The following is a 23611-nucleotide window of genomic DNA, read 5'->3' as shown; positions in this document are numbered from 1 at the left end:
GGAGTCGGGGCGGCGCTTCGCCTGCCTGCCTTAGCTAAGACCACTAGAGGTAGGGCTCGACCCGCCCCCGCAGCTGCTCACGTGCTTGGTCCCTCAAACCCCAGTGGATCAGCCACAGCCCGATCACAAGGAGGGCCAGCAGTCCGCCCACGGTCCGCAGCAGGTCCATCACAGGGCATCCACCACCAACGTGTTCATCACCAGCAAACCTATCTCACCTGCGCATTCATCATTGGTCCTCCGCTTCCCCTCACCGTGCTGCGCACCCCGCCCTCCCGGCAGCTCCCCAGCCAACTGTCTGGTCGATCCTGACACCGGCCCCGGGTGTTTGCCAAGGCCGCGCCTCCTCGCCGTCACTGTATGCCGTGTGCCGGGAGCGCATCAGCGCCCGCGTCCGAACCTGTGGACAACGTCCGTCGGCGGGTGCCTGGTCACCCCACGATGGACCGATGAGAGTCATGGTCACCAGGCGCCGGGAGGGGCGGGTGGAGCAGCTGTCCGTGCGTGCACCCGACGGCAGCACCGTCGAGGAGCTGATGGCACACGTGGGGTGCGTGGAGACCGACAGCGCCGGTGCGGCTCGGCCCGGGCGCACACCGCTGGAGCACGGGGCGGTGGTCGGGGACGCGGCCGGACGGTGGCCGACCCCCAGGACCGGTGGGGGTGCCGTGCCTGGTCGTGGCGACCGGCCCGGACGCAGGCGGCACCGTCCCGTTGCTCCCCGGGCGGTGGGTCACGGTCGGGCGCGATCCGCGGTGCGACCTGGCGATCTCGGACGCGAGCCTGTCCCGGCGGCACCTTCGGGTGCGGCAGGACCGGGAACGCGTGACGGACATCGACAACCTGCCGGGGTGGCTCACCACGGTGACCGTGCGGCTGTGCCTGGACCGGCTGCGCGCGCGCATACCATCGCCCGTCGACCCCGACGAGGTCCAGGCACCGGCCGCGCCGGACCCGGCCGACGACGTCGTGCTGGCCGACACTGTGGGGGTCGCGCTGCAGGCCGTGCTGGACCGGCTCTCCCCTGCCGAGCGGGTCGCCTTCGTGCTGCACGACAGCTTCGCCGTCGACTTCCCCACCATCGCCGCGATCCTGGGCCGCAGCCCGGAGGCCGCCCGCAAGCTGGCCTCGCGCGCCCGGGGCAAGCTGGCGCAGCCGGTCGACCCCGACGGCCGGGCGGACGCCGTGGTGGTCGACGCCTTCCTCGCCGCCGCCCGGCAGGGAGACTTCGCTAGCCTGCTGGAGCTGCTCGCCCCGGACGCGGTCGTGGTCGGCGACGCCGCCGCGGTGGAGGTGGGCACGCCGGCCCGGATCGAGGGACGGCAGGCCGTCGCCGAGATGTTCGACGGGGGTGCCGCCGCGGCGCTGCCGGTCTACGTCGAGGAGCGGCCCGGCGCGGCGTGGTTCCACCGGGGCCAGCCTCGCGTCGCCTTCGACTTCACCGTCCACGACGGGCTGGTGCACCGGATCGACTTCCGTGCCGGGCCGGAGCTGCTCGCCGGCCTGCGTCGCCGCCGGTCCTGAGGCATCACGGTGCTGGCAGCCGGTGGGGCGGGGGCCACTCCGAGCCGGTTCGTCAACTGACCGCCTCCTCGAGGAGGCTGTCAGCTGACCTCGAGGCTCTCAGTGGACGAGACGGCGCTCAGACGGGCCGCGCGTCGCCGAGGCAGCCCGGCTCAGGCGGGTGCGGGCTGGTCGCGGTCCTCCAGCCGGCCCATGAGGAAGGCCGCGACGACCGTCGCCACCCCCAGGACCAGCACCGTCCCGGCGAGCCACCAGGGAGCCAGCGGGAAGAGCGCGATGCCCAGCGGCACCATGAGGAAGTTGAACGCGATCGCCGGCGCCTGGGACCGCGGGTGGCGACGCCACAGGCCGAGCGCGGTGTAGGCCAGCCCGATGATGAAGACCACCATCGTCACCACCGACATGATGACGATCATCAGGTCCTGCCCCTCCCCCAGCGCCAGCTCGACCAGGTAGAACACCGCCAGACCGGTGATCACCAGGGCCTCGACGGCGACCAGCGCCGCGGCGAGCCGGCCGGCCCCGCGCTGGCGCGGGCTCGGGGGCGGCACCGTCGCTGGCGGGGTATGCCGTGCAGTCACCGCTCCATCGTAGGCGCCAGGGCAGGTCGTCGGCCCGGCACGTCGGTGACCCCGGCGCGCGGGTCAGGCGGTGACCGCCGCCGGGTCCAGCTCCCGGGTGTGGAAGCGGTGGGCCGTGGCATACCCCAGCCGCTCATAGAGCCTGATCGCACCGACGTTGTCGGAGAAGACGCTCAGCGTGGCGACTCCCGCCTCTTCCACGGCCCGGGCGGTGAGGGCCTCGGTCAGCATCGCCCCGATGCCCTGCCCGCGCCGCTGCGGGCGCACCACGATGCCGGCGAGATGGGGCATGCCGGAGCCGAGCTCGTGCAGCGCCCCGACGGCGACCATCCGGCCGACCTCGTCGCGCACCGCCAGCCAGAGCGAGGCGAAGCCGTGCCCGGGGAAGCCCATGTAGGGATCCTCCCCGTGGGTGCGGCCGAAGGCGTGCAGCAGGTCCGCGTCCTCCCGGTCGTCGAGCTCCACGACCTCCAGGCCCAGCTCGCCGAGCCCCGCGGGGACGGTCGCGCAGGTCTCCTCCTCGCACCACAGGAAGGACCAGCGCCCGGACCCGGTGCTGGCGTAGGCCTCCGGCAGGTCGAGCCCACGCCGGTCCTCGGTGGAGAACCACTCCAGCGCCACCTCGTCCCCGGCGGCATCGACGATCGCGGCCAGCGCGTCGGTCTCGGCCCGGGCCGGCGCACCGGCCTCCACGACCGCCGCACCGCCCCAGTGCCGCGACCCGGGGCGCCACGGACTCACGCACGCCCATCCGTGCGGCCCCGCCACGGCCAGCAGCTCGTGGCTGGTGGCGAAGCGGACGAAGGGGTCACGGGCGGAGTGGTGGAGCAGCTCGTCACGGTCGACCTGGCGCCATGTCACGGGCGGTAGCCTGCCACATCCGTTGTGGGCCGGGGCGGGGTGGACGGGCCAGGCCCCGGCGCCCGGTCGGAGCGGGCGGCGAAGTGCGCGGTCGCCGCGGCGCGACCGCTCGCCTACGCTTGACCCTTGTGAACGCCGCCAAACGGATCGCGCTGGAGACCCTGGGGTGGGTCGTCCTGGTGGCCGGCGTGCTCGCGCTCTTCCTGCCCGGCCCGGGCCTGCTGCTCACCTTCGCCGGGCTGGCCATCCTGTCCACGCAGTACGACTGGGCCCGCCGCTGGACCACCCCGGTGAAGATCCGCGCCCTGCGCGGCGCCGCCGAGGGGGTCGAGACGATCCCCCGCATCGCCGTGTCGGTGCTCATCACCCTGGTCCTCATCGGGGTGGGCGTGGTGTGGTTCATCTCGCCTCCCCCGCCCGGGTGGTGGCCGATCGCGGACCACTGGTGGCTCTTCGGCGGGCGCACCGTGGCGATCACCATGCTGGCCTCCAGCGCCATCGCGATCATCCTGCTCGTCTACAGCGTCGTGCGCTTCCACGGCAAGCCCGAGGCGCGCGCGGAGGTGGACCGGATGGAGGCCGACTACAAGGCCGAGGTCGCCAGGGCAGAGCGCGAGGACGCGCATGAGGAGCACCTGGAGGCCGAGCACGCCGCGCGCGAGGCGGCCGAGGCGGACCGGGTGGCGGACGCCTCCGAGGCGGCGGGCGGCCACTCCCCGGGCGGCACCAAGCCCTGAGCCGGGCCCTGGGTCCTCGCCGCTCAGTCCGTCGGGCAGCAGACGGGCGCAGCCACCTCGCGGGCCGGTGGCGCACCCACGGTCGGTATGCCCAGGCTCACCGCCGGCTTCCGCACCGCGCCCGGCGTCCCGCCCTCCTGCAGCGCCGCCCAGGCGTCCCCGCCCGCGGTGCGGCGGACGGCATACACCCCGCCGTGCAGCCCGGAGTCGGCGACCAGGTGGTGCGGCGCGCCGTAGCTGACCGCGACGCTCACCGCGTCCCCGGGCCGCGGCACCTCGGCACCCTCGGGCACCGCGAAGTGGACCAGGCGGTTGTCCCGCGCCCGCCCGGACAGGCGGTGCGTCTCGGCGTCCTTGCGGCCCTCTCCCGGCGCCACCAGGACCTCGAGCTCACGCCCCTCGAGCTCGCGGTTGCCGGCCCAGGAGACCTCCTCCTGCAGCTCGATGAGCCGGTCGAAGCGCTCCTGGACGACCTCCTTCGGCACCTGGTCGTCCATCTCGGCGGCCGGGGTGCCGGGGCGGATGGAGTACTGGAAGGTGAAGGCGCTGGAGAAGCGCGACTCGCGCACCACGTCGAGGGTGTCCTGGAAGTCCTGCTCGGTCTCTCCGGGGAAGCCGACGATGAGGTCGGTGGTGATCGCGGCGTCCGGGATCTGCTCCCGCACCCGCTCCAGGATCCCGAGGAACTTCGCGCTGCGGTAGGACCGGCGCATCGCCTTGAGGACGCGGTCCGAGCCGGACTGCAGCGGCATGTGCAGGCTGGGCATGACGTTCGGCGTCTCCGCCATCGCGGTGATCACGTCGTCGGTGAAGGCTGCGGGGTGCGGGCTGGTGAAGCGGACCCGCTCCAGCCCCTCGATCTCCCCGCAGGAGCGCAGCAGCTTGCCGAAGGCCAGCCGGTCGCCGAACTCGACGCCGTAGGTGTTGACGTTCTGCCCCAGCAGGGTGATCTCGACGACGCCCTGGGCGACCAGCGCCTCGATCTCGGCGAGGATCTCGCCGGGCCGCCGGTCCTTCTCCTTGCCGCGCAGCGCCGGGACGATGCAGAAGGTGCAGGTGTTGTTGCACCCGACCGAGATCGACACCCAGCCGGAGTAGGCCGAGTCGCGCCGGGTCGGGAGGGTGGAGGGGAAGGTCTCCAGCGACTCCAGGATCTCGACCTCGGCGGCCTTGTTGTGCCGGGCCCGGTCCAGCAGGGCGGGCAACGAGCCGACGTTGTGCGTGCCGAAGACCACGTCCACCCACGGCGCACGCTCCACGATCGTGGACCGGTCCTTCTGCGCCAGGCACCCGCCGACCGCGATCTGCATGTCCGGGTTGGCCTGCTTGGCCGGGCGCAGCTGACCGAGGTTGCCGTAGAGCTTGTTGGCGGCGTTCTCCCTCACCGCGCAGGTGTTGAAGACGACGACGTCGGCGACCTCCGGCCGCTGGTCACCGGGCAGGCTGGTCAGGTCGACGTAGCCCGCGGTCTCCAGCAGGCCGGAGAGGCGCTCGGAGTCGTGGACGTTCATCTGGCACCCGTGGGTGCGGACGTCGTAGGTCTTGGTGCTGGTCGTCATCGCACCCTCCAGGATACGTGCTCCGACGCCGCCCGGTGTCCCTCCGTCGGCCTCAGCCCAGCCAGCCCACCAGCCCGCGCACCAGCGCGATCGCCCCGCCGGCGGCCGCCACCGAGATGGCCACCCGCCGGGCCGTCTGCGTCCTGACCCGACCGCTCACGACCGACCCCAGCACGATCCCGACCGGCACCATGGCGCACGCCACCCACCAGGCCCACCACGGCACCACCCCCGGCTCGGGCATGGCACCCAGGGACAGCTTGGTGATCACCGAGGCGACGTTGGCGAGCAGGAAGATCGGCTGCAGCGTCGCGGCGAAGGAGCGGTGCTCCCACCGCGAGGCGACGGCGTACACCGCCATCGCCGGACCCGCGACCCCCGACGTGGTGTTCATGAAGCCGCCGACCGCGCCGGAGACGAGCACGGCGCCCCGTCCGGTCACCCGGATCCGCTCCTGCAGACCGAGCACGGCCGCGATGGCGATGAGCACGCTCGCCCCGAGCACGATGTCGAGCGCAGCGGTGGAGGTGTGCCGGACCACCAGCGCGCCCAGGACCGAGCCGAGCACCAGCAGCGGCGCCAGCGTCCAGAACCGCCGCCAGTCCACGTCGCCGCGCAGCAGGACGGCCAGGATGGCGGCCGCCACGATCGCGGTCACGTTGGAGACCGTGACCCCCGCCACGGGGCCCAGCAGCACCGACGCCACCGGCGCCACCGTCATACCCAGGCCCATGCCGGCCACCCGCTGCAGCGCCGCCCCGACGGCGACGGCCAGCACGACGAGCAGGGCGGTGGTCACACCGCGCAGTCTGTCGCACGGCCCGCTCCGGCTGCCGCACCGACCCTCCCGGCGCTACTGTGTGCTCCATCGGGCGTGAGCGAAGGAGCACCGTCATGAGCGACCAGGCCGATCGCGAGACCATCGGCGACGACCTCGGGGTGTGGAGCGTCGACGCCGAGGACCAGCTGCAGCCGGAGGACACGCTCGACGGGGAGGGCGACGTGCTGGACCGCGGCTACAGCAGCGGTGAGCACTACTGGGGCTCGAGCGCCTTCGGCGTCACCGCGGACGAGCAGTCACGGGTGGAGAGCATCGCCCAGCGGGAGCGTCAGGAGGAGTCGCCGCGGTATGCCGAGCGGCACCGCCCGGACCACGAGGCGCGCGACATCGCCCGCGAGTGCCACACCACCAGCTGGGACTCGCCCGAGGAGTCGGCCATGCACTACCACGACCCGGACTCGAGCCGGGAGGAGCTGACCGAGGTCGAGTGGCAGCCCTCGGACGAGGAGCCGCGCAGCGAGGACGAGTAGCCGGCCGCGGCCGGACGAGAACCGTGGTGCGTTCGGCCGCCCCGCGACGTAAGGTCGGCCGCGTGAGCACCGGATACCTGCGCTACCCGCACCTGCACGACGACCTGGTCACCTTCGTCGCGGACGACGACCTGTGGATCGCCCCGGTCGACGGCGGTCGGGCCTGGCGGCTGACCGCGGACCACGAGCCCGCACGCACTCCCCGCTTCTCGCCCGACGGCGCGCACATCGCCTACGTCAGCTATCGCGACGGCCACCCCGAGGTGATGCTGGTCGAGGTGGCCACCGGTGCCGCCCGACGGCTCACCTGGTGGGCCGGCTCGGCGACGCTGGTCCTGGGGTGGAGCGCGGACGGCCGGGTCCTGGTCGCGAGCAACGCCGGTGAGAGCAACATGCGCCACGCCGTGGTCAAGGCTGTCGGGCTGGACGGCGCGGTGGAGCGTATGCCGTGGGGCAGCGCCTGGGGGGTCGCCGTCCGGGGCGACGGCACGGTCGCGCTCAGCACGGTCGGTAGCCGCGTCCCGGCGCAGTGGAAGAGGTACCGCGGCGGCACCGCCCCCCGGCTGTGGCTGGACGACCGCGGCCGCGGCGAGTGGACCCAGCTGCTCGCCGACGAGTCCGCGTCGCTGGTGGACCCGATGTGGGTCGGCGACACGCTCCTCTTCGTCTCCGACCGGGCCGCGACCTTCCCCGACCGGGCGCACGAGCAGGCCAACCTCTGGGCCTGGGAGCGGCCGGGCGGGACCACCGGCCGGCTGCGCCGGACGGCGACCGGGCCGCGCCAGCTGACGACGCAGGACGAGAGCGTCGGCTACGTCCGCGACGCCAGCACCGACGGCACCCGCGTCGTCTGGCACAGCCGCGGCGAGCTGTGGCTGCTCGACTCGCTCACCGCCACCCCGCGCCGGATCGAGGTGAGCCTGCCGGTCGGGCCGCCGGCCAGGCATACCGTGCCCGCCCCGGAGCGGCTGGACCACCTCAGCGTCGACCACGGGGGTGACGCCAGCCTGGTCGGCACCACCGGCGCGACCTTCTGGGCGAGCCACCGTGCCGGGCCGGTCCGGGCCCTCGTCGCCGACTCGGCGGTGCGCACCCGGGAGCCCGCCTTCCTCGGACGCGACGGGGCGCGTGCGGTCCTGGTCACCGACGCGGAGGGCGAGGACGCGCTCGAGGTGCACACGCTGGACGGGTCGGAGGCACCCCGGCGGGTCGCCGCCGGGGACCTCGGCCGGGTGCTGCACCTAGCTGCGTCGCCGGACGGGTCGCGGGTCGCCACGATCAGCCACGACGGGACGGTCCGGCTGCTCGACGTCGCCTCGGGCCGGACGCGTGAGGTGGGCCGCTCACCCCAGGGTGAGGCGCTCACCCCGCGGTTCTCCCCGGACAGCCGCTACCTCGTCTGGAGCCAGCCGACCAGCGGGGAGGGCGAGCACCACCAGCTGATGCTGCTGGACGTCCCCGGCGAGGGCGACGCGGTCGCGCTGACCACCGGTCGGTACCACGACCGCGACCCGGACTTCACCCACGACGGGACCGCCGTGGTCTTCCTCTCCGACCGCACCTTCGACCCCACCTACGACGCGCACGAGTTCGCCCTGAGCTTCGCGGGGGCCACCCGCCCGTGGCTCATCCCGCTGGCCGCCGACGAGCCGGCCCCCTTCGGGCCCAGCCTGCAGGGGTGGCGGATCAGCGAGGCGCAGGAGGACAAGCCGGCTGCGGAGCGGTCCGGCACGGCCGGGGAGTCCGACGGCGGGGACCCGAGCGGCACACCCGCCCAGCCCCCTGCCAGCCCGGACCTCGACGCCGCAGGTGCCGAGCAGCGGATCACTCCCTTCCCGGTGCCCTCGGCGGACTACCGTGACCTGCGCGCCGCCAAGGACGGTGTCCTCTGGGTGCGGGTGGCCGGCGAGGCCGGCGTGCTGGGCACGCGACGCTCCGGCGTGGAGGGTGAGGGCGCCAAGGACTCGCTGGAGTTCTACAGCTTCCTCAAGCGGACCCTCACCACCGTCGTCGACGCCGTGGACCACTACCGGGTCTCCGGCGACGGCGAGCGGGTCGTCGTCCAGCACGAGGAGTCGCTGCACGTGCAGCCGGCCGACCGGAAGCCCGAGGAGGGCGAGGAGGGTGCGGCCGACCGGGTGAAGGTCGATCTCACCCGGGTCCGCGTCGAGGTCGAGCCGCGGGTGCAGTGGCTGCAGATGTTCGACGAGAACGCACGGATCATGCGGGACCACTTCTGGCGGACGGACATGGACGGGGTGGACTGGGCCGCGACCACGGACCGGTGGCGCCCGCTCGTGGCCCGGCTGGCGACCCACGACGACCTGCAGGACGTCCTGTGGGAGACGGTCGGTGAGCTCAACACCTCGCACGCCTACGTCACGCCCCCGCACCCGCCCGGCGACCTGGACCGGCGGCTCGGCCTGCTGGGAGCGGACCTCTCGGCGGCCGCAGACGGCTGGCGGATCGACCGGATCCTGCCTGGCGAGTCCAGCGATCCGAACGCGAGGTCGCCGCTGCAGGCGGCCGGCGTGGGGGCCCAGGAGGGCGACGTCGTCGTGGCCGTCGACGGCCGGCCCGTCGACCCGGCGGCCGGCCCCGCGCCGCTGCTCGTGGGGGCCGCCGACAAGCCGGTGCAGCTCACCCTGCGCCGGAACGGCGAGGACCGGCAGGTGGTGGTCGTCCCCGTGCCGGACGAGGAGGTTCTGCGCTACCAGGACTGGGTCGCTTCGCGGCGCGACTACGTGACCGAGCGGTCCGGCGGACGGCTCGGCTACCTGCACATCCCCGACATGATGAGCGTGGGCTGGGCCCAGCTGCACCGCGACCTGCACCACGCCACCCGGGCCGAGGGGCTGGTGGTCGACGTCCGCTACAACCGTGGCGGCCACACCAGCCAGCTCGTCCTGTCCCGGCTCACGGCCAGGGTCGTGGGGTGGGCCCCGGCGCGCTACTACGAGTCCGCCGGCCGCTACCCGGAGCAGGCACCCCGAGGCCCGGTCGTCCTGGTCGCCAACCAGCACTCGGGCTCGGACGGCGACATCGTCAACGCCGGGGCGCAGGCCCTCGGTCTCGGCCCCGTGGTCGGGGTCCGGACCTGGGGTGGCGTGGTCGGCATCGACGGGAGGTTCGACCTGGTCGACGGCACCCAGATCACCCAGCCGCGGTATGCCTTCTGGCTGGAGGGCAAGGGGTTCGGCGTGGAGAACCACGGCGTCGACCCGGACATCGAGGTGGTCCACTCCCCCGCCGACACGGCTCAGGGCCGCGACCTGCAGCTCGACCGTGCCGTCGACGAGGCGCTGGAGCTCCTCGCCCAGCGCCCGGCGGCCACCCCGCCGGAGCTGCCGGAGCCGAAGGTCCGCTGAGCCAGGAATCCCTCAGTCGCGGTGGTTCTCCGGCAGGTCGGAGAGCGCCTCCTGGATGACCTGGTAGGACACCCCTGAGCTGTAGCCCTTGCGGGCCAGGAACCCGGCGAGCCGACGGGTCTGCACCTCGCGGTCCAGACCACGCATGGTCCGGAGCCGGCGCTCGGTCAGCGCACGCGCCTGCTCCTTCTCGTGCTCGGGGTCGATGTCCTCCAGGGCGCTGTCGACGACCTCGTCGGCGACCCCCTTCTTCCGCAGCTCCTGGCGGAGGGCACCGGCGGCCAGGCCCTTGGTCTCCTGCTTGGAGCGGACATACATCTCCGCGTAGGCCTCGTCGTCGACGAGACCGACCTCACTCATGCGGTCCAGGACGCGCGACGCGACCTGCGGGTCGCACCCCTTGTCACGCAGCTTGTCCGCCAGCTGGCTCCGGGTCCGGGGGCCCATGGCGAGCTGGCGCAGCACGATCTTGCGGGCGACGGCCTGCGGATCGGGCTCGCCGTCAGCGTCTCCGACACCAGTGCCAGGGGCCCCCGGTCGGCCTGGCGCCAGGCCGTAGGCGCTGGCGGCGTCCTCGGCCGCCGCCAGCGCCTGCCGGGCCGCAGACAGCCTGTCTGCGCCGGCCATCAGAAGTCGACCGAGACCTCACCGGTGACCGGGTCCACCCCGTCCGGGAGGTCCTCGCCGGCCGGTGCGGCGCTGACCCCGATGCCCAGCTTGGCCTTGATGTTGCGGTCGATGGTGTCGGCGATGTCCGGGTTGTCCTTGAGGAACTGTCGGGCGTTCTCCTTGCCCTGCCCCATCTGCTCGCCCTCGTAGGTGTACCAGGCGCCGGACTTGCGGACGAAGCCGTGGTCGACACCCATGTCGATCAGCCCTCCCTCACGGGAGATCCCCTGGCCGTAGAGGATGTCGAACTCGGCCTGCTTGAACGGCGGGGACACCTTGTTCTTGACGATCTTGGCGCGGGTCCGGTTGCCGACCGCGTCGGTGCCGTCCTTCAGCGTCTCGATCCGACGGACGTCGATCCGCACCGAGGCGTAGAACTTCAGCGCCTTGCCGCCGCTCGTCGTCTCGGGAGAGCCGAACATCACGCCGATCTTCTCGCGCAGCTGGTTGATGAAGATCGCGGTGGTCCCGGTGGAGTTGAGCGCACCGGTGATCTTGCGCAGCGCCTGGCTCATCAACCGGGCCTGCAGACCGACGTGGCTGTCGCCCATCTCCCCCTCGATCTCGGCCCGCGGCACCAGGGCCGCCACCGAGTCGATGACGATGATGTCGAGCGCACCGGAGCGGATCAGCATGTCGGCGATCTCCAGCGCCTGCTCGCCGGTGTCCGGCTGGCTGACCAGGAGCGCGTCGGTGTCGACACCGAGCTTCTTGGCGTACTCCGGGTCGAGCGCGTGCTCGGCGTCGATGAAGGCGGCGATCCCGCCACCCCGCTGCGCGTTGGCCACGGCGTGCAGCGCGACCGTGGTCTTGCCGCTGCTCTCGGGGCCGTAGATCTCCACCACGCGTCCGCGCGGCAGGCCACCCACACCCAGCGCCACGTCCAAGGCGATGGCGCCGGTCGGGATCACCTGGATCGGCGGCCGCTCCTCGTCACCCAGCCGCATGACCGAGCCCTTGCCGTGCTGCTTCTCGATCTGGGCCATCACCGTGTCGAGAGCCCTCAGCCTGTCGTTGTTGACCCCGGGTGCGCTCGTGGTCTTGCTTGCCTGTGGCATGTGCCTGCTCCTTCGTCTCGTGGCGGGCGCGCCTACCTTCGACCGACCTGCGGACCACCCTGGAGGGGTGATCCACCGTCTGCGTCAGACGCTAGGCGCCGCCACCGACACACCTCGGCCTCCACCACAGATCTGTGGACGACCGCGTCGACGGGCGACACCATGTGGACGACGGTAATCGAAAATCTGTACGACACGCGGGAGCGGCCCTGGGCGTGTCGGACCACACCCGTCCGGGAGCCGCTCTCAGGGGGCGGTCACGACATACCCGGAGCCCTGCCGTCGCAGCTGCACCAGGCCGGCGGCGTCCGCGCCCTTGGCGAACTGCAGGAAGGAGCCGTAGCCGAGCGGCTTCTCGGAGAAGCCCTCCCGCCGGGCACGCAGCTGGTCCTTGAGGCCGGAGAGCGCGACCCCGGACCCCTCGTCCAGCTCGCCCACCGTCTGCCGCAGCAGCGCGAAGGCGTCCTGCCGCCCGCCCTCCTCGGGCAGGGTCACCTCCGGGTCCCCCTTGGCGGGACCGGCGCTCAGCTCGATGATGTCGCGTCCGGCGAGGTGGTCCAGCAGCTCCCCGAAGGCGCGGAAGCCGTAGGCCGCCTCGGAGAAGGTCGAGTCCTTGCGCACCAGGGTCCGCTTCAGCACGGACGCGGTCACCGCGCCCCCGGAGCTGCGCTGCAGCCCGGAGACCGTCTGCGCCACCAGGGCCGCCAGGTCGGGTGTGGACTCGCCGTTGTCCTCCGTCGAGGGCTCCGGCTCCTCCACAGGAGCCGCGGCGGCAGCGCCCTTGCCGGTGGACCCGCGACCACGTCCCTTGCGCGCACCAATCCCCTTCTCGGCCGCCGGGACCGCCTCGGCCGGCACCACGCCGTCCAGGTCGTCGTAGTAGAGGAACTCGTCGCACGCCGGCGGCAGCATGGTCGAGGTGGAGTCGCGCACCCCGAACCCGATGACCCGCTTGTTGAGCTCGCGCAGCTTGTGCACGAGCGGGGTGAAGTCGCTGTCGCCGGTGCAGATCGCGAAGGTGGTCAGGTAGTCGCGCTCGTAGGCCATCTCGACGGCGTCGACCGCCATCTTGATGTCGGCGGCGTTCTTGCGGGAGGCGCCCATGCGCTGGGTCATCTCGATCAGCTCGACGTGGTTGCGGGTGAGCATCCGCCGGTCGTCGTCGAAGTAGGACCAGTCGGCGTAGGCACGTCGCGTCACGACCCGGCCCCGCTCGGCGAGCGCGTCGGCCACGGGTCGCAGGTCGAACGGCACCCCCAGGTGGTCCCGCGAGCCCAGCGCGAGGTTCTCGTAGTCGATGAGCAGCGCGATCCGGTCCTCGTCATCCATGACCACGAGGGTATGCCGCACACGGGCCGGCAACCACGCGCGACGCCCGGTGGACCGCACGACAACCATTCGCGACGCCCGGTGGACCGCACGACAACCATTCGCGACGCCCGGTGGGAGGCGGGTCGTCGACGGGGTGGATTCCCCGGCGTCAAGGACAGCCCCCGGCGACCCCTAGACTGGATCCTCAGACCTCCGGTCGGGACGCCGCCGTCCGACGACCACCCACCGGCACACCCTGCACAGGAAGATACATGGCTCTGCTCGTGATGAAGTTCGGCGGCTCGTCCGTCGCCGACGCCGAGGCGATGCGCCGCGTCGCCCAGCGCGTCGTCGCCGCCCACCGGGCGGGCGACCGGGTGGCCGTCGTCGTCTCCGCCATGGGTGACACCACCGACGACCTGCTGGACCTCGCCGGCCAGATCTCCCCCGGCACGCCGCCCGAGCGGGAGATGGACATGCTGCTCTCGGCGGGCGAGCGCATCTCGATGGCGCTGCTGGCGATGGCGATCGAGCAGCTCGGGGTGCCCGCCCGCAGCTACACCGGCGCCCAGGCCGGGATGCGCACCGACACCGCCCACGGCCGCGCCCGGCTGCTGGACGTGCAGCCGGACCGGGTGCGGCGCACCGTGGAGGACGGAGCCGTGGCGATCGTGGCCGGCTTCCAGGGCATCTCCACCGACGACGACATCACCACCCTCGGCCGGGGTGGCTCGGACACCACCGCGGTCGCCCTGGCGGCGGCGCTGGGCGCCGACGTCTGCGAGATCTACACCGATGTCGACGGGCTCTACACCGCGGACCCCCGCATCGTCCCCAGCGCCCGCCGCGTCACCCGGATCACCATCGAGGAGACCCTCGAGATGGCGGCGCACGGCGCCAAGATCCTGCACCTGCGCGCGGTGGAGTACGCCCGCCGCTTCCAGGTGCCCCTGCACGTCCGCAGCAGCTTCTCCGACCAGGAAGGCACCTGGATTCTGGTCGGGCGACCCCTCACGGAGGACACCATGGAAGAGCCGATCATCTCCGGCATCGCGCACGACACGTCGCTGGGCAAGGTCACCGCGGTCGGGATCCCCGACCGCCCCGGCGCGGCCGCCGCCGTCGTCGGTGCCGTCGCCCAGGCTGGGGTGGCCATCGACATGATCGTGCAGAACGTCTCGACGTCGAACGCCGAGACCTCCGACATATCCTTCACCCTGCCCGAGGCCGACGGCCGGACGGCGGTCGCGGCGGTGCGGGCGCTGCAGGAGCAGATGGGCTTCGCGGACGTGCTCTACACCAGCCACGTCGGCAAGCTGTCGCTCGTCGGCGCCGGCATGCGCTCCAACCCCTCGGTCGCCAGCAGGCTCTTCTCCGCGCTGGCCGACGCCGGGGTCAACATCGAGATGATCAGCACCTCGGAGATCCGGATCTCGGTGATCTGCGACCAGAGCGACCTCGAGGAGGGGGTCCGGTCGGTGCACACGGCCTTCGACCTGGACGCCGAGGAAGAGGCCGTGGTCTACGGCGGGTCGGGGCGGTGAGCGCGGTGAGCGCGGTGACCGGCACCCCGACCGGCGGGCCCGAGGGCGGTGCCGACGACCGGCGGCTGCACGTGGCGATCGTCGGGGCCACCGGCCAGGTCGGTGCGGTCATGCGGCGGTTGCTCGCCGAGCGCGACTTCCCGGTGGCCTCGGTGCGCTACCTCGCCTCCGCCCGGTCGGCCGGGAGCGAGCTGGAGTGGGCCGGGTCGGCCCGCGGCGCGGAGGGGTATGCCCACGCGCGCCAGGTCGTGGTCGAGGACGTCGCCACCGCGGACCTGACCGGCATCGACGTCGCGCTCTTCTCCGCCGGCGGTGGTGCCAGCAGGGAGCACGCGCCCCGCTTCGCCGCGGCCGGTGCCGTCGTGGTGGACAACTCCTCCGCCTGGCGGATGGACGACCGGGTGCCGCTGGTGGTCAGCGAGGTCAACCCCGACGACCTGGGGCTGGCGACCGGCGAGACCGGCCGGCGGATCGTCGCCAACCCGAACTGCACGACCATGGCGGCGATGCCCGTCCTCCGCCCGCTGCACGACCGGGCGGGCCTGGAGCGGCTGCGGGTCGCGACCTACCAGGCCGTGTCCGGCTCCGGCCTGGCCGGGGTGAGCGAGCTGGCCGACCAGGCGCGGGCCGCGCTCGGCGGCCAGCTGCCGGTGGAGGCGCTGACCCACGACGGGAGCGCGGTGGAGCTGCCGACCCCGTCGGCCTACGTCGCGCCGATCGCGTTCAACGTCCTGCCCCTGGCGGGCGACCTGGGCGCGGACGACGAGACGACCGAGGAGGCCAAGCTGCGCCACGAGTCGCGCAAGATCCTGGGCATACCGGGCCTGGCCGTCTCCGGCACCTGCGTGCGGGTGCCGGTCTTCACCGGCCACAGCCTCGCGGTGCACGCGGAGTTCCGCGACCCGATCACGCCCGACGAGGCACGCGAGGTCCTGGCGGGCGCCCCGGGCGTCGAGCTGACCGACGTGCCGACCCCGCTGGCCGCCGCCGGCAAGGACCCCTCGCTCGTGGGACGGATCCGGGTGGACCAGTCGGTGCCCGACGGGCGCGGCCTGGTGCTGTTCATCTCCGGTGACAACCTGCGCAAGGGCGCGGCCCTCAACACCGTGCAGCTGGCCGAGGTGCTGCTGGAGCGCGAGCTCGTCTGAGTCCCCGCGCCCGGCAGTCCGGGCTCAGTCCTCGATGACCGCCTCACCGCGGCGTCGGAGCTCGGCCAGGCCGTCGCGCATCGCCTGCAGCAGCTCCGGCGGGTGGCCCACCCAGTCGGTGAGCTCCCCCACCACGCGGACGGGTTCGCGGGAGCGCATCGACCGCGTCGGGTTGCCGGGGAACTTCTTGTCCGTGACGTTGGGGTCGTCCTCGAGCTCGCCGGTGGGCTCCACGACGTAGATGCGCCCGCGGCCCTCCCCGACCGCCAGCTCGGCGCCCCAGGTCGCCGCGTCCAGCGTCTCGGTGACGTAGACGTAGTTCATCGTCCGGCCCTCCTCGAAGTTGGACCCGCGGCCGGGGACGAGGAGGTCGCCGACGGCGAGATCCGCCTTGGTGCCGTGGAGGTAGACCCCCTCCTGGTAGACCTCGAAGGGCACCGGCTCCGCAGGCTCACCCATCGGTCGGCTCGTCGAAGTACTCCGGGTAGGGCTCGAGCAGGCAGAACTCGTTGCCCTCCGGGTCGGCCATGACGTCGTGCGCGACCAGGTCACCCTCCCGGACGGTGTGCAGCAGTCGCGCACCCAGCGACTCCAGCCGCGCCCGCTCGGTCTCCCGGCTCACGCCCTGGGCGGGCAGCAGGTCCAGGTGCAGCCGGTTCTTCACCGTCCGCTCCTCCGGGACCGGGCCGAAGCCGAGCCGCTGCGGTCCGTCCGGGTCACCGATCGTGGCCCAACCGGGCTCCTGCTGGCGCAGGTCCCAGCCCAGGGCGTCGGCCCAGAAGCGGGACAGCGCGAGCGCGTCCCGGCAGTCGAACACGGTGTTGTAGAGCCGCAGCGTCGACACGGTCCCAGCGCCTCAGAGCTTCCGGGGCTCGCCCGGCGGGAAGTGGTGCTCGGGCGGCACGTCCATGTCGCGGCAGACCGCCTCCCAGACCCGACGGACCGACTCGCCCTGGTGCAACGCGTCCTCGGCGGTGCGACCACCCAGACTCCCCAGCACCTGGGTCCGCGCCACGACGGCGCCGTAGCCCGAGCCGAACTCCTGCTCCACCAGCTCCCAGAACTCGCTCAACCGCATACTCGCCAGGCTAGTCACCGAGCAACGCCATGACCAGCAGCATCACGGGCAACGACAGAACCGTGGTGAGGAAGACGGCGTCCCGGGCGATCCGTTCGCCGTGCCCGTAGGCGAGGGAGAGGACGTAGACGTTCTGCGCCGTGGGCAGCGCGGCCATCACCACGACCGCGAGCACGGCGGTCGTGTCCAGGTGCAGCACCGGGCCGGCCACCACCCCGGCCACCACGGGCATGAGCACCATCTTGACCAGCAGCACCGTCAACGGCTCGGCCAGCGCCTCCCGGCCGGGCAGCGGCGCGAGCCGCAGCGAGAGACCGAAGGCGATGAGCATGCACGGCACCGCGATCCCGCTGACCAGCTCGACGGGGGCGAGCAGCAGGCTCGGCGGTCGCCAGCCGGAGAGGTTCACCGCGAGCCCCGCGACCGTCCCGAGCGTCAGCGGGTTGGTGAACGGCGAGCGCAGGACGCGGCGCCAGGACACCCGGCCCACCCGGGTGGCGTCCAGGGCCGCCAGCCAGGCGGGCTGCAGGCAGAGCAGCTGCATGAGCAGGACCGGGGCGGCCCAGGAGGCGTCACCCAGCACGTAGATCGCGATCGGGATGCCGAGGTTGTTGGTGTTGACGTAGCTCGCCGCCATCCCGCCCATGATCGCGTCGGCCCACCGGCGGCGCAGCAGCAGCCGCGCCAGGAGGAGGTATGCCGTCGCGCACACCGCGACGGCGACCACGGTCGCCACGAGGAACCCGGAGAAGATGACCTCCACCGCCGTCCGCGACACGATGAGGAAGAGCAGCGCCGGCGACCCGACCCAGAAGGTGAGGCGGGCCAGCATCCGCTGCTCCTCGCGGCCGAACAGCCCGGTGTGCGCCAGCAGCCACCCCACGGCCATGACCGCGGCGATCAACGAGAACCCCTCGAGCACGGCCACCACGGGCACCCATTATCGGCCGTGGCCGTCGCGGGATCGACACCGCCCGGCTGCTAGCGTTCGACCTCATGGCCGATCCCCGCGAGAGTCGCGACGCAGCGGACCCCGATCTCGACGTCGACGACGTCTACGGAGAGGGCGGCGTCACACCCGACCTGCTGGACCGCCGCCCCGTCGTGCCGCGCACCGTCGCCAGCCTCTACGAGTCCCGCCCCGGCCTGAACCCGACCCAGGCGGTCACCCGCTTCATGGAGGCGGTCAACCTCCAGGAGCGGTTCGGCCACCTGCGCGTCGTCGACGACCTCATCGGGCTGCAGCGCCGCGTGGGCGACACCATCGAGCGCTACACCGACAAGCTGCGCAACGCCGAGGCACGCTCCGGCACGAGCGAGTCGGCGCGTTTCGGCATCGGGCAGTTCGGCGGCGAGCGGGCGGTCGTCTACGTCGTCGACTGGTCCTTCTTCGCCGGGTCGCTGGGCGAGGTGGCCGGGGAGAAGTTCGTCCAGGCGGCCGAGCTCGCCGAGCGCGAGGGGCTGCCGCTGATCAGCATGGGCGCCTCCTCCGGCGTGCGTCAGCACGAAAACGTCCTCGGCCTGGTGCAGATGCAGCGGATGGCGGCGGCGGCCAACAAGTTCCAGCACACCACCAACCGCCCCTACATCTCGGTGCTCGCCGGACAGGTGTGGGGCGGCATGTCCGCCAGCGCCGTGCCGGTGGCCGACCTCATCGTCGCGCTGGAGGGGACCGATTACGGCTTCGCCGGGAGGCGGGTCATCGAGACCTTCGAGGGCCGGGAGGTCCCGCGAGGGCTGCAGAGCGCCGAGGCCAACTACCTGGACCGCAACGTCGACGTCCTCGTCAAGGACGTCGACGAGCTGATCGCCTTCGTCGGCCAGGTGCTCAGCTCCGGGCGCACCGGCAACCGGCTGCGGGTCAAGGAGTCCCGTGAGGAGCTGCCCGAGTCCGGTTCCCGCACGGTGACCGCCGGGCCCGAGGGCTTCTCCGCGGCACTGTGGGACCGCCAGCAGGTCGAGGACCAGGTCGAGATCCCCCGCGAGCGTCGGGACCGCGACAGCGCCACCCCCCGCGACTCGCTCATGGCGCGCTACAACGAGATCGCGGCGGGCGCCGGACGGCTGGACACGGAGTACCTGCTGCGGCACGTCTTCGACTCGGCGGTGCCGTTCTACAACCACGTCCGGTTCGAGGACCAGAAGACGTATCCGAGCATCATCGCTGCCCTGGCCTCGCTGGCCGGCCAGTCGTTCATGGTGATCGGCGACCAGCCGTCCTACTCGATCTCCGGCGGGTATGTCGGGAAGCGCCCGGCCAACCCGAGCCCGGAGGACTTCGAGTACGCCGTGCGGATGATGACGGCGGCCGAGCGCTGGGACCTGCCGATCGTCTTCTTCACCGACACCCTGGGCGCGATGCCGTCGATGGCCGCCGAGCGGCGCGGCCAGTCCCGCGCCATCGCGCAGAGCATCAAGCGCGCCGCGTCGCACCCGTTCGCCACCATCTCGGTCATCACCGGGGCGATGGGGTCCGGAGGTGGCCTGGCCACGACGCCCTTCGGGCGGGAGACGATCATGCTGGACAGCGCGCTCGGCTTCGTGTCCGAGCCGCGCTCGACCGCGTCCATCCTCTACAGCGTGGCCAACCCGAGCGTGGAGCAGGTCGGGATGACGCTGGAGACGATGAAGGCCTCCGCCCTGGACCTCAAGGCGCAGGGCCTCGTGGACACGATCGTGCACGACGCCGACAACCCGGAGGTCACCGTGCGCGAGCTCCGCGGAGCGATCGTCAAGGGCTACAACTCCCAGCACGGCCTGAACCCGCGGCGGCTGCGCCGGCAGGCCGACGACCGGCTCCGCCCGCGCACCCTCGGCAAGCTGGCCACGACCGAGGACAAGACCGAGGACTGACCGCTTAGAGCGGGCACTCAGCTGGTCCAGGCCCGCCAGAGCGCGGCATACTCCCCGCCGGCGGCGATCAGCTCGTCGTGGCTGCCCAGCTCGACGATCCGCCCGTCGGTGACCACCGCGATCCGGTCCGCGTCGTGCGCGGTGTGCAGCCGGTGCGCGATCGCGACCACGGTCCGACCGGTGAGCAGGGCGTTCATCGAGCCCTCCAGGTGCCGCGCGGTCCGCGGGTCGATGAGGCTGGTCGCCTCGTCCAGCACCAGGGTGTGGGGGTCGGCCAGGATCAGCCGGGCCAGCGCGATCTGCTGGGCCTGCGCGGGCGTCACCTCGTGGTGGCCCGACCCGAGGACGGTGTCCAGGCCCTGTGGCAGCGCCTGGACCCAGTCCAGCGCGTCCACGGTCGCGAGGGCACGCCAGACCCCGTCCTCGCCGGCGCCGTCCCGGGCGAGCTCGACGTTGTCCCGCACCGACCCCCGGAAGACGTGGTGCTCCTGGGTGACGAGCGCCACCTCGGTGCGCAGCAGCTCCAGCGGCAGCTCGGTCAGCTCCACCCCGCCGACCCGGACGGTGCCGCCGGTCGGCGCGTGGATGCCCGAGATCAGCCGGCCCAGCGTCGACTTGCCGGACCCCGAGGGCCCGACGATCGCCAGCCGCTCCCCCGGCTCCAGCCGCAGGTCGATGCCGTGGAGCACGTCGTGGCCGGGGCGGTAGGCATACCGCAGCCGCTGCCCGACGAGGGTGCTGCCTTCGGGCCGGTCGTCGCCCGCGGTGCGGTCCGGCGGCACCTCGGCGATCCCCAGCAGACGGGTCGTCGAGGCGACGCCGACCTGGAGCCGGTCGATGGTGCCGACCAGCCGGTCGAACGGGCCGTAGAACGTCTCGATGTAGAGCATCGCCGTGGTGATGTCGCCGATCGTCACCGCGTCGCGGGAGTAGAGCCAGGCACCGACGACCAGGGTGATGACCCGCGGCAGCGAGAAGGCCATGTCCATCACCGCGAAGAGCACGTTGCGCAGCACCAGCCCGTAGCGCTCGGCCTGCGAGGACACCTCGATGTCGTCGACGCCGGCGGAGCGCCGGTCCTGCTGCATCCGGTATGCCTCGACCGTCCGCGCACCCTCCACCGTCTCGGTGAGCGTGGTGTTGATGTCGCTGTAGGTCGCGCCCTCCAGCAGGTAGCCGGCCGGCGCCTGCTGCAGGTAGCGCCGGATCTGGAACAGCGACAGCGACGCGGTGACCAGGGTCGGCAGCGCCAGCGCCCACGAGTTGAGCACCATGAAGACCACGGTCAGCAGCACCGTGACGACCCCGATGATGAACTCCGGCAGCGCCCAGCGCACCGCCCCGCTCATCGAGCCGACGTCACGGGTCACGCGGGTGACGAGGTCGCCGGTGCTGGCCGACTCGACCTTGCCGAGCGGCAGCCGCAGCACCGCCCGGATGACGTGCTCGCGGGCCTGCGCGAGCACGCCCTGGCCGAGCACCGCCGCGAGTCCCTTGGCGGCGTAGGTGAGGACCGCCTGCGCCACCAGGACCACGACGACGAGCAGCACGAGGTCGCGCACCACGCCGACCGCCGGGTCGCCGCCGGAGAGGTCCACGGCGTCGACGAGACGCCCCAGCAGCAGGGGCACGGCCAGCCCGGCCGCGGCCGCCAGACCGTTGGCGAGGGTGACGAGCACGACGAGCCGGGAGCGCTCCCGCAGCAGCCCGCGCAGGTAGTCCACGACCGTGCGCGACCTCGCCACGGGCAGACCGCGGTCCGGGTCCAGCGCCGTCATGAGGTGCGCCTGTGCCCGCTCGCGACGCAGCGCGTGCCGCTGCCAGAGCAGACGGTGCCGGTCCCGGAGCCCGGTGGTGCCGGGGTCCGGTGGGTGCAGGAGGTCCGGCACGACCGGAGGTCGGTCGTCCGCGTCGCGCCAGGTGCGCGCGGACCGCGCGCGCAGCTCGGGGTCGAGCAGGTCGCTCACGGGGTCACCTCCTGGGTCGTGCCGTTCGTGGTCGTCGTGGTTGTCGTCGTGCTGCCGGCCGGCGCGGCCTCGGCGTCGCCGCGCAGCACGGTCGAGCGGTATGCCGGGTGCCCGGTCACGAGCTCGTCGTGCGTGCCGGTGGCCACCACCGCGCCGTCGACCAGGAAGGCCACCTCGTCGGCGTGGTGCAGCAGCAGCGGGGAGGCGGTCATCACCACGGTCGTGCGGCCGCGCCGGTGCGTGGGCAGCCGGTCGGCGATCCGTGCCTCGGTGTGGGCGTCCACCGCCGACGTCGGCTCGACGAGCACGAGCACCGGCGGGTCGGCCGCGAGCGCCCGGGTGAGCACGAGTCGCTGGCGCTGGCCGCCGGACAGGCCGCGGCCGCGCTCGTCGAGCACGCCCTGCCAGCCGCCGGGGAGGATGTCGTAGACATCCTCGGCAGCGGCGGCGTGCAGCGCGGCCTCGGCCTGCTCGCGGCGCAGCGTGCGGTGCGGGTCGACGGCGTCCTGCAGGGTGCCGGCGAAGACGTGCGCGGCGGTGTCGCTCACGAGCACCCGGGAGCGCACCTGGTCCAGCGGCAGGTCGGCCAGGTCGGTGCCGTCCAGGGTGACTCCCCACGCGCCCTGTGCGCGCTCGGCGTCACGGCTCTCCAGGTCGGCGCGGACCCGGGAGCGCTCCGCGGCGGCCCGGCGGGCGGCGCGGCCGGTGGCCTCGTCGTCGCCGGAGGGGACGGTGTCGCCGGCGGGCAGGTAGCGGCCCAGGCGGTCGGCCAGGCGGGCGCTCTCGTCGGGCAGCGCGCTGACGACCATCGTCAGCCGGCCGGGCCGCACCCGCAGCCCGGAGGAGGCGTCGACGAGCTCGCCCTCGGCCAGGGCGCGGAGCTGGTCGGGCTCGAGCGGCGCCCGCTCCGGCCACGGGTCGGTGGTGCCGAAGACCCCGATGGTCTTGCGCGCGGAGACCACCGAGCGGGTGATCTGCTGGGCCGCCTCGAAGACGACGCGGATCGGCTGGACCAGGAAGAGGGCATACCCGAGGAAGGTGATGAGTTCGCCGATCTGGAGGTCGCCGTCGCGCACCCGCTGCACGCCGAGCACCATGAGCGCGACGACGAACAGGCCCGACAGAAGGACGCCCACGGCCTCGACGAAGGCGCCCCACGACCCGGCCTGCACCCCGGCCTGGCGCACCCGCTGGCTCTGCCGGGCGTAGTTGGCGCCGAAGATCCGCTCACCGCCGATCCCGCGCAGGATGCGCAGGCCCGCGACGATGTCGGTTGCCATCGAGGTCAGCTCGGAGTCGCGGCTGCGCTCCCGGGTCTGCGCGGCGGCCATCGGGCGGAGCAGGACCGAGGAGACGAGCGCCAGCACCGGCGCCACGAGCAGCACGACGAGGCCCAGCGGCACCGAGATCTGCAGCACGATGACCGCGACGAGGACGTAGGCGACGACATTGCCGACCAGGCGGGAGAAGATCTCGATGAAGTGGCCGAACTGGTCGCCGTCGCTGCCGTTGACGCTCAGCACCTCACCGGTGGGCGCGCGCCGCGGCATGACGTGCCCCAGCCGGGTGACCTGGTGGGTGACCAACCGGGTCTGGCCGTAGGCGGCATACAGCCAGGAGCGCACGACGACGGTGTGGTAGAAGACGCCGCTGCTCGCCCCGACCAGGGTGATGAGGAGCAGCACGCCGCACCACAGCGCGGTGCGACCGGCGTCGCCGGCGCGGATGCCCTCGTCCACCGCCTGCCCGAAGACCCACGGGGTGAGCGCCGTGGGCAGCATCCAGAGCAGGCTGCACAGGCACCCGGCGAGCACGAGGTCGCCCTGCTGGCGCAGCAGCCACCACAGGAACCGCAGCGGACCACGGGTGTCGGGTACGCCGATCCCGGCCTGGTGACCGGCCCCGTCCCGGGCATCGGTCCAGGCACTGACCTGGGGTGGGAAGTCGCGCATGGCGTCGCTCAGCGTAGAACGGCCCTCCGACACCCCACCACCGAATATCGGCTCCGGATGAGAGGATGAGCCCGAGCATCCCGTCCCGGC

General features: G+C 73.0%; 20 protein-coding genes. 7 read left to right on the top strand and 13 right to left on the bottom strand.

Annotation, left to right across the window (positions count from 1 at the left end; all coding sequences use genetic code 11):
• Positions 1 to 678 precede the first annotated feature (678 nt).
• Positions 679 to 1524 carry a sigma factor-like helix-turn-helix DNA-binding protein gene (locus tag FXF60_RS12200; protein ID WP_238335837.1) on the top strand — a complete coding sequence of 282 codons (846 nt, stop codon included), beginning with the start codon at positions 679 to 681 and terminating at the stop codon, positions 1522 to 1524.
• A 152-nt stretch (positions 1525 to 1676) separates the two neighbouring features.
• On the opposite strand, the gene FXF60_RS12195 is transcribed toward FXF60_RS12200, so the two are convergent.
• Entirely contained in the window at positions 1677 to 2105 is a 429-nt protein-coding gene (locus tag FXF60_RS12195; RefSeq protein ID WP_151526246.1) for a hypothetical protein, read from the bottom strand.
• Positions 2106 to 2168: 63 nt separating this feature from the next.
• A complete protein-coding gene (locus FXF60_RS12190) occupies positions 2169 to 2966 on the bottom strand; it encodes a GNAT family N-acetyltransferase (RefSeq protein WP_151526245.1) in 798 nt (265 codons plus the stop codon).
• Positions 2967 to 3094: 128 nt separating this feature from the next.
• Between FXF60_RS12190 and FXF60_RS12185 the strand changes: the two genes are divergently transcribed.
• Positions 3095 to 3703, top strand: a complete 609-nt coding sequence (locus tag FXF60_RS12185) for a PGPGW domain-containing protein (protein WP_202879625.1) — start codon at positions 3095 to 3097, stop codon at positions 3701 to 3703.
• A gap of 23 nt (positions 3704 to 3726) precedes the next feature.
• Here FXF60_RS12185 and miaB read toward each other — a convergent pair whose 3' ends face one another.
• Both miaB and FXF60_RS12175 read right to left on the bottom strand, forming a co-directional pair.
• Positions 3727 to 5262 (bottom strand): tRNA (N6-isopentenyl adenosine(37)-C2)-methylthiotransferase MiaB, encoded by a 1536-nt coding sequence (miaB, locus tag FXF60_RS12180; RefSeq protein ID WP_151526243.1) that lies wholly within the window; start codon positions 5260 to 5262, stop codon positions 3727 to 3729.
• A gap of 52 nt (positions 5263 to 5314) precedes the next feature.
• On the bottom strand, positions 5315 to 6061 hold the full coding sequence (locus FXF60_RS12175) for a sulfite exporter TauE/SafE family protein (protein WP_151526242.1): 747 nt from the start codon (positions 6059 to 6061) through the stop codon (positions 5315 to 5317).
• A gap of 95 nt (positions 6062 to 6156) precedes the next feature.
• On the opposite strand from FXF60_RS12175, the gene FXF60_RS12170 reads away from it, so the two are divergent.
• Together FXF60_RS12170 and FXF60_RS12165 are read left to right on the top strand one after the other, a co-directional pair.
• Complete coding sequence (locus tag FXF60_RS12170) at positions 6157 to 6573, top strand: hypothetical protein (protein WP_151526241.1); 417 nt, start codon at positions 6157 to 6159, stop codon at positions 6571 to 6573.
• A gap of 62 nt (positions 6574 to 6635) precedes the next feature.
• A complete protein-coding gene (locus FXF60_RS12165; RefSeq protein WP_151526240.1) occupies positions 6636 to 9941 on the top strand; it encodes a S41 family peptidase in 3306 nt (1101 codons plus the stop codon).
• Positions 9942 to 9953: 12 nt separating this feature from the next.
• On the opposite strand, the gene FXF60_RS12160 is transcribed toward FXF60_RS12165, so the two are convergent.
• From FXF60_RS12160 to FXF60_RS12150, 3 genes are all read right to left on the bottom strand, one after another.
• On the bottom strand, positions 9954 to 10568 hold the full coding sequence (locus FXF60_RS12160) for a regulatory protein RecX (protein ID WP_151526239.1): 615 nt from the start codon (positions 10566 to 10568) through the stop codon (positions 9954 to 9956).
• Positions 10568 to 11596, bottom strand: coding sequence for a recombinase RecA (recA, locus tag FXF60_RS12155; protein ID WP_437440866.1), 1029 nt, complete (start codon positions 11594 to 11596; stop codon positions 10568 to 10570). The genes FXF60_RS12160 and recA overlap by 1 nt, the downstream gene beginning before the upstream one ends.
• Positions 11597 to 11914: 318 nt before the next feature.
• Positions 11915 to 12997 (bottom strand): NYN domain-containing protein, encoded by a 1083-nt coding sequence (locus FXF60_RS12150; protein ID WP_151526237.1) that lies wholly within the window; start codon positions 12995 to 12997, stop codon positions 11915 to 11917.
• 254 nt (positions 12998 to 13251) lie between these two features.
• On the opposite strand from FXF60_RS12150, the gene FXF60_RS12145 reads away from it, so the two are divergent.
• Together FXF60_RS12145 and FXF60_RS12140 are read left to right on the top strand one after the other, a co-directional pair.
• Positions 13252 to 14523: an aspartate kinase gene (locus FXF60_RS12145; RefSeq protein WP_151526236.1), complete on the top strand. Its 1272-nt coding sequence runs from the start codon at positions 13252 to 13254 to the stop codon at positions 14521 to 14523.
• A 14-nt stretch (positions 14524 to 14537) separates the two neighbouring features.
• Complete coding sequence (locus tag FXF60_RS12140; protein WP_192796727.1) at positions 14538 to 15671, top strand: aspartate-semialdehyde dehydrogenase; 1134 nt, start codon at positions 14538 to 14540, stop codon at positions 15669 to 15671.
• Positions 15672 to 15695: 24 nt separating this feature from the next.
• On the opposite strand, the gene arr is transcribed toward FXF60_RS12140, so the two are convergent.
• From arr to FXF60_RS12120, 4 genes are read right to left on the bottom strand one after another with little or no spacing between them, the layout of a single operon-like run.
• Positions 15696 to 16130 carry an NAD(+)--rifampin ADP-ribosyltransferase gene (gene arr / locus FXF60_RS12135; protein WP_151526235.1) on the bottom strand — a complete coding sequence of 145 codons (435 nt, stop codon included), beginning with the start codon at positions 16128 to 16130 and terminating at the stop codon, positions 15696 to 15698.
• On the bottom strand, positions 16123 to 16515 hold the full coding sequence (locus tag FXF60_RS12130; protein ID WP_238335836.1) for a VOC family protein: 393 nt from the start codon (positions 16513 to 16515) through the stop codon (positions 16123 to 16125). The genes arr and FXF60_RS12130 overlap by 8 nt, the downstream gene beginning before the upstream one ends.
• 12 nt (positions 16516 to 16527) lie before the next feature.
• Positions 16528 to 16749, bottom strand: coding sequence for a DUF3046 domain-containing protein (locus FXF60_RS12125; RefSeq protein ID WP_151526234.1), 222 nt, complete (start codon positions 16747 to 16749; stop codon positions 16528 to 16530).
• A 10-nt stretch (positions 16750 to 16759) separates the two neighbouring features.
• Positions 16760 to 17680, bottom strand: a complete 921-nt coding sequence (locus FXF60_RS12120; protein WP_151526233.1) for an AEC family transporter — start codon at positions 17678 to 17680, stop codon at positions 16760 to 16762.
• 65 nt (positions 17681 to 17745) lie between these two features.
• Between FXF60_RS12120 and FXF60_RS12115 the strand changes: the two genes are divergently transcribed.
• Positions 17746 to 19602, top strand: a complete 1857-nt coding sequence (locus tag FXF60_RS12115; protein WP_151526232.1) for a carboxyl transferase domain-containing protein — start codon at positions 17746 to 17748, stop codon at positions 19600 to 19602.
• 17 nt (positions 19603 to 19619) lie between these two features.
• Here FXF60_RS12115 and FXF60_RS12110 read toward each other — a convergent pair whose 3' ends face one another.
• Complete coding sequence (locus tag FXF60_RS12110) at positions 19620 to 21569, bottom strand: ABC transporter ATP-binding protein (RefSeq protein WP_151526231.1); 1950 nt, start codon at positions 21567 to 21569, stop codon at positions 19620 to 19622.
• Positions 21566 to 23521 carry an ABC transporter transmembrane domain-containing protein gene (locus FXF60_RS12105; protein ID WP_151526230.1) on the bottom strand — a complete coding sequence of 652 codons (1956 nt, stop codon included), beginning with the start codon at positions 23519 to 23521 and terminating at the stop codon, positions 21566 to 21568. The genes FXF60_RS12110 and FXF60_RS12105 overlap by 4 nt, the downstream gene beginning before the upstream one ends.
• Positions 23522 to 23611: the final 90 nt, after the last annotated feature.

Source organism: Serinicoccus kebangsaanensis, assembly GCF_008919445.1.
GTDB classification, from domain to species: Bacteria; Actinomycetota; Actinomycetes; order Actinomycetales; family Dermatophilaceae; genus Ornithinicoccus; species Ornithinicoccus kebangsaanensis.
Note: the sequence above shows the minus strand (reverse complement) of the source record. Positions and strands in the feature narration are given on the sequence as shown.

Excerpts from the sequence above, each read along its gene's own strand:
- FXF60_RS12125 (WP_151526234.1), bottom strand. The coding sequence starts at position 16,749 with ATGCGGTTGAGCGAGTTCTGGGAGCTGGTGGAGCAGGAGTTCGGCTCG.
- FXF60_RS12150 (WP_151526237.1), bottom strand. The coding sequence starts at position 12,997 with ATGGATGACGAGGACCGGATCGCGCTGCTCATCGACTACGAGAACCTC.
- FXF60_RS12145 (WP_151526236.1), top strand. The coding sequence starts at position 13,252 with ATGGCTCTGCTCGTGATGAAGTTCGGCGGCTCGTCCGTCGCCGACGCC.
- FXF60_RS12160 (WP_151526239.1), bottom strand. The coding sequence starts at position 10,568 with ATGGCCGGCGCAGACAGGCTGTCTGCGGCCCGGCAGGCGCTGGCGGCG.
- FXF60_RS12105 (WP_151526230.1), bottom strand. The coding sequence starts at position 23,521 with ATGCGCGACTTCCCACCCCAGGTCAGTGCCTGGACCGATGCCCGGGAC.
- recA (WP_437440866.1), bottom strand. The coding sequence starts at position 11,596 with ATGGCCCAGATCGAGAAGCAGCACGGCAAGGGCTCGGTCATGCGGCTG.
- FXF60_RS12170 (WP_151526241.1), top strand. The coding sequence starts at position 6,157 with ATGAGCGACCAGGCCGATCGCGAGACCATCGGCGACGACCTCGGGGTG.
- miaB (WP_151526243.1), bottom strand. The coding sequence starts at position 5,262 with ATGACGACCAGCACCAAGACCTACGACGTCCGCACCCACGGGTGCCAG.
- FXF60_RS12115 (WP_151526232.1), top strand. The coding sequence starts at position 17,746 with ATGGCCGATCCCCGCGAGAGTCGCGACGCAGCGGACCCCGATCTCGAC.
- arr (WP_151526235.1), bottom strand. The coding sequence starts at position 16,130 with ATGGGTGAGCCTGCGGAGCCGGTGCCCTTCGAGGTCTACCAGGAGGGG.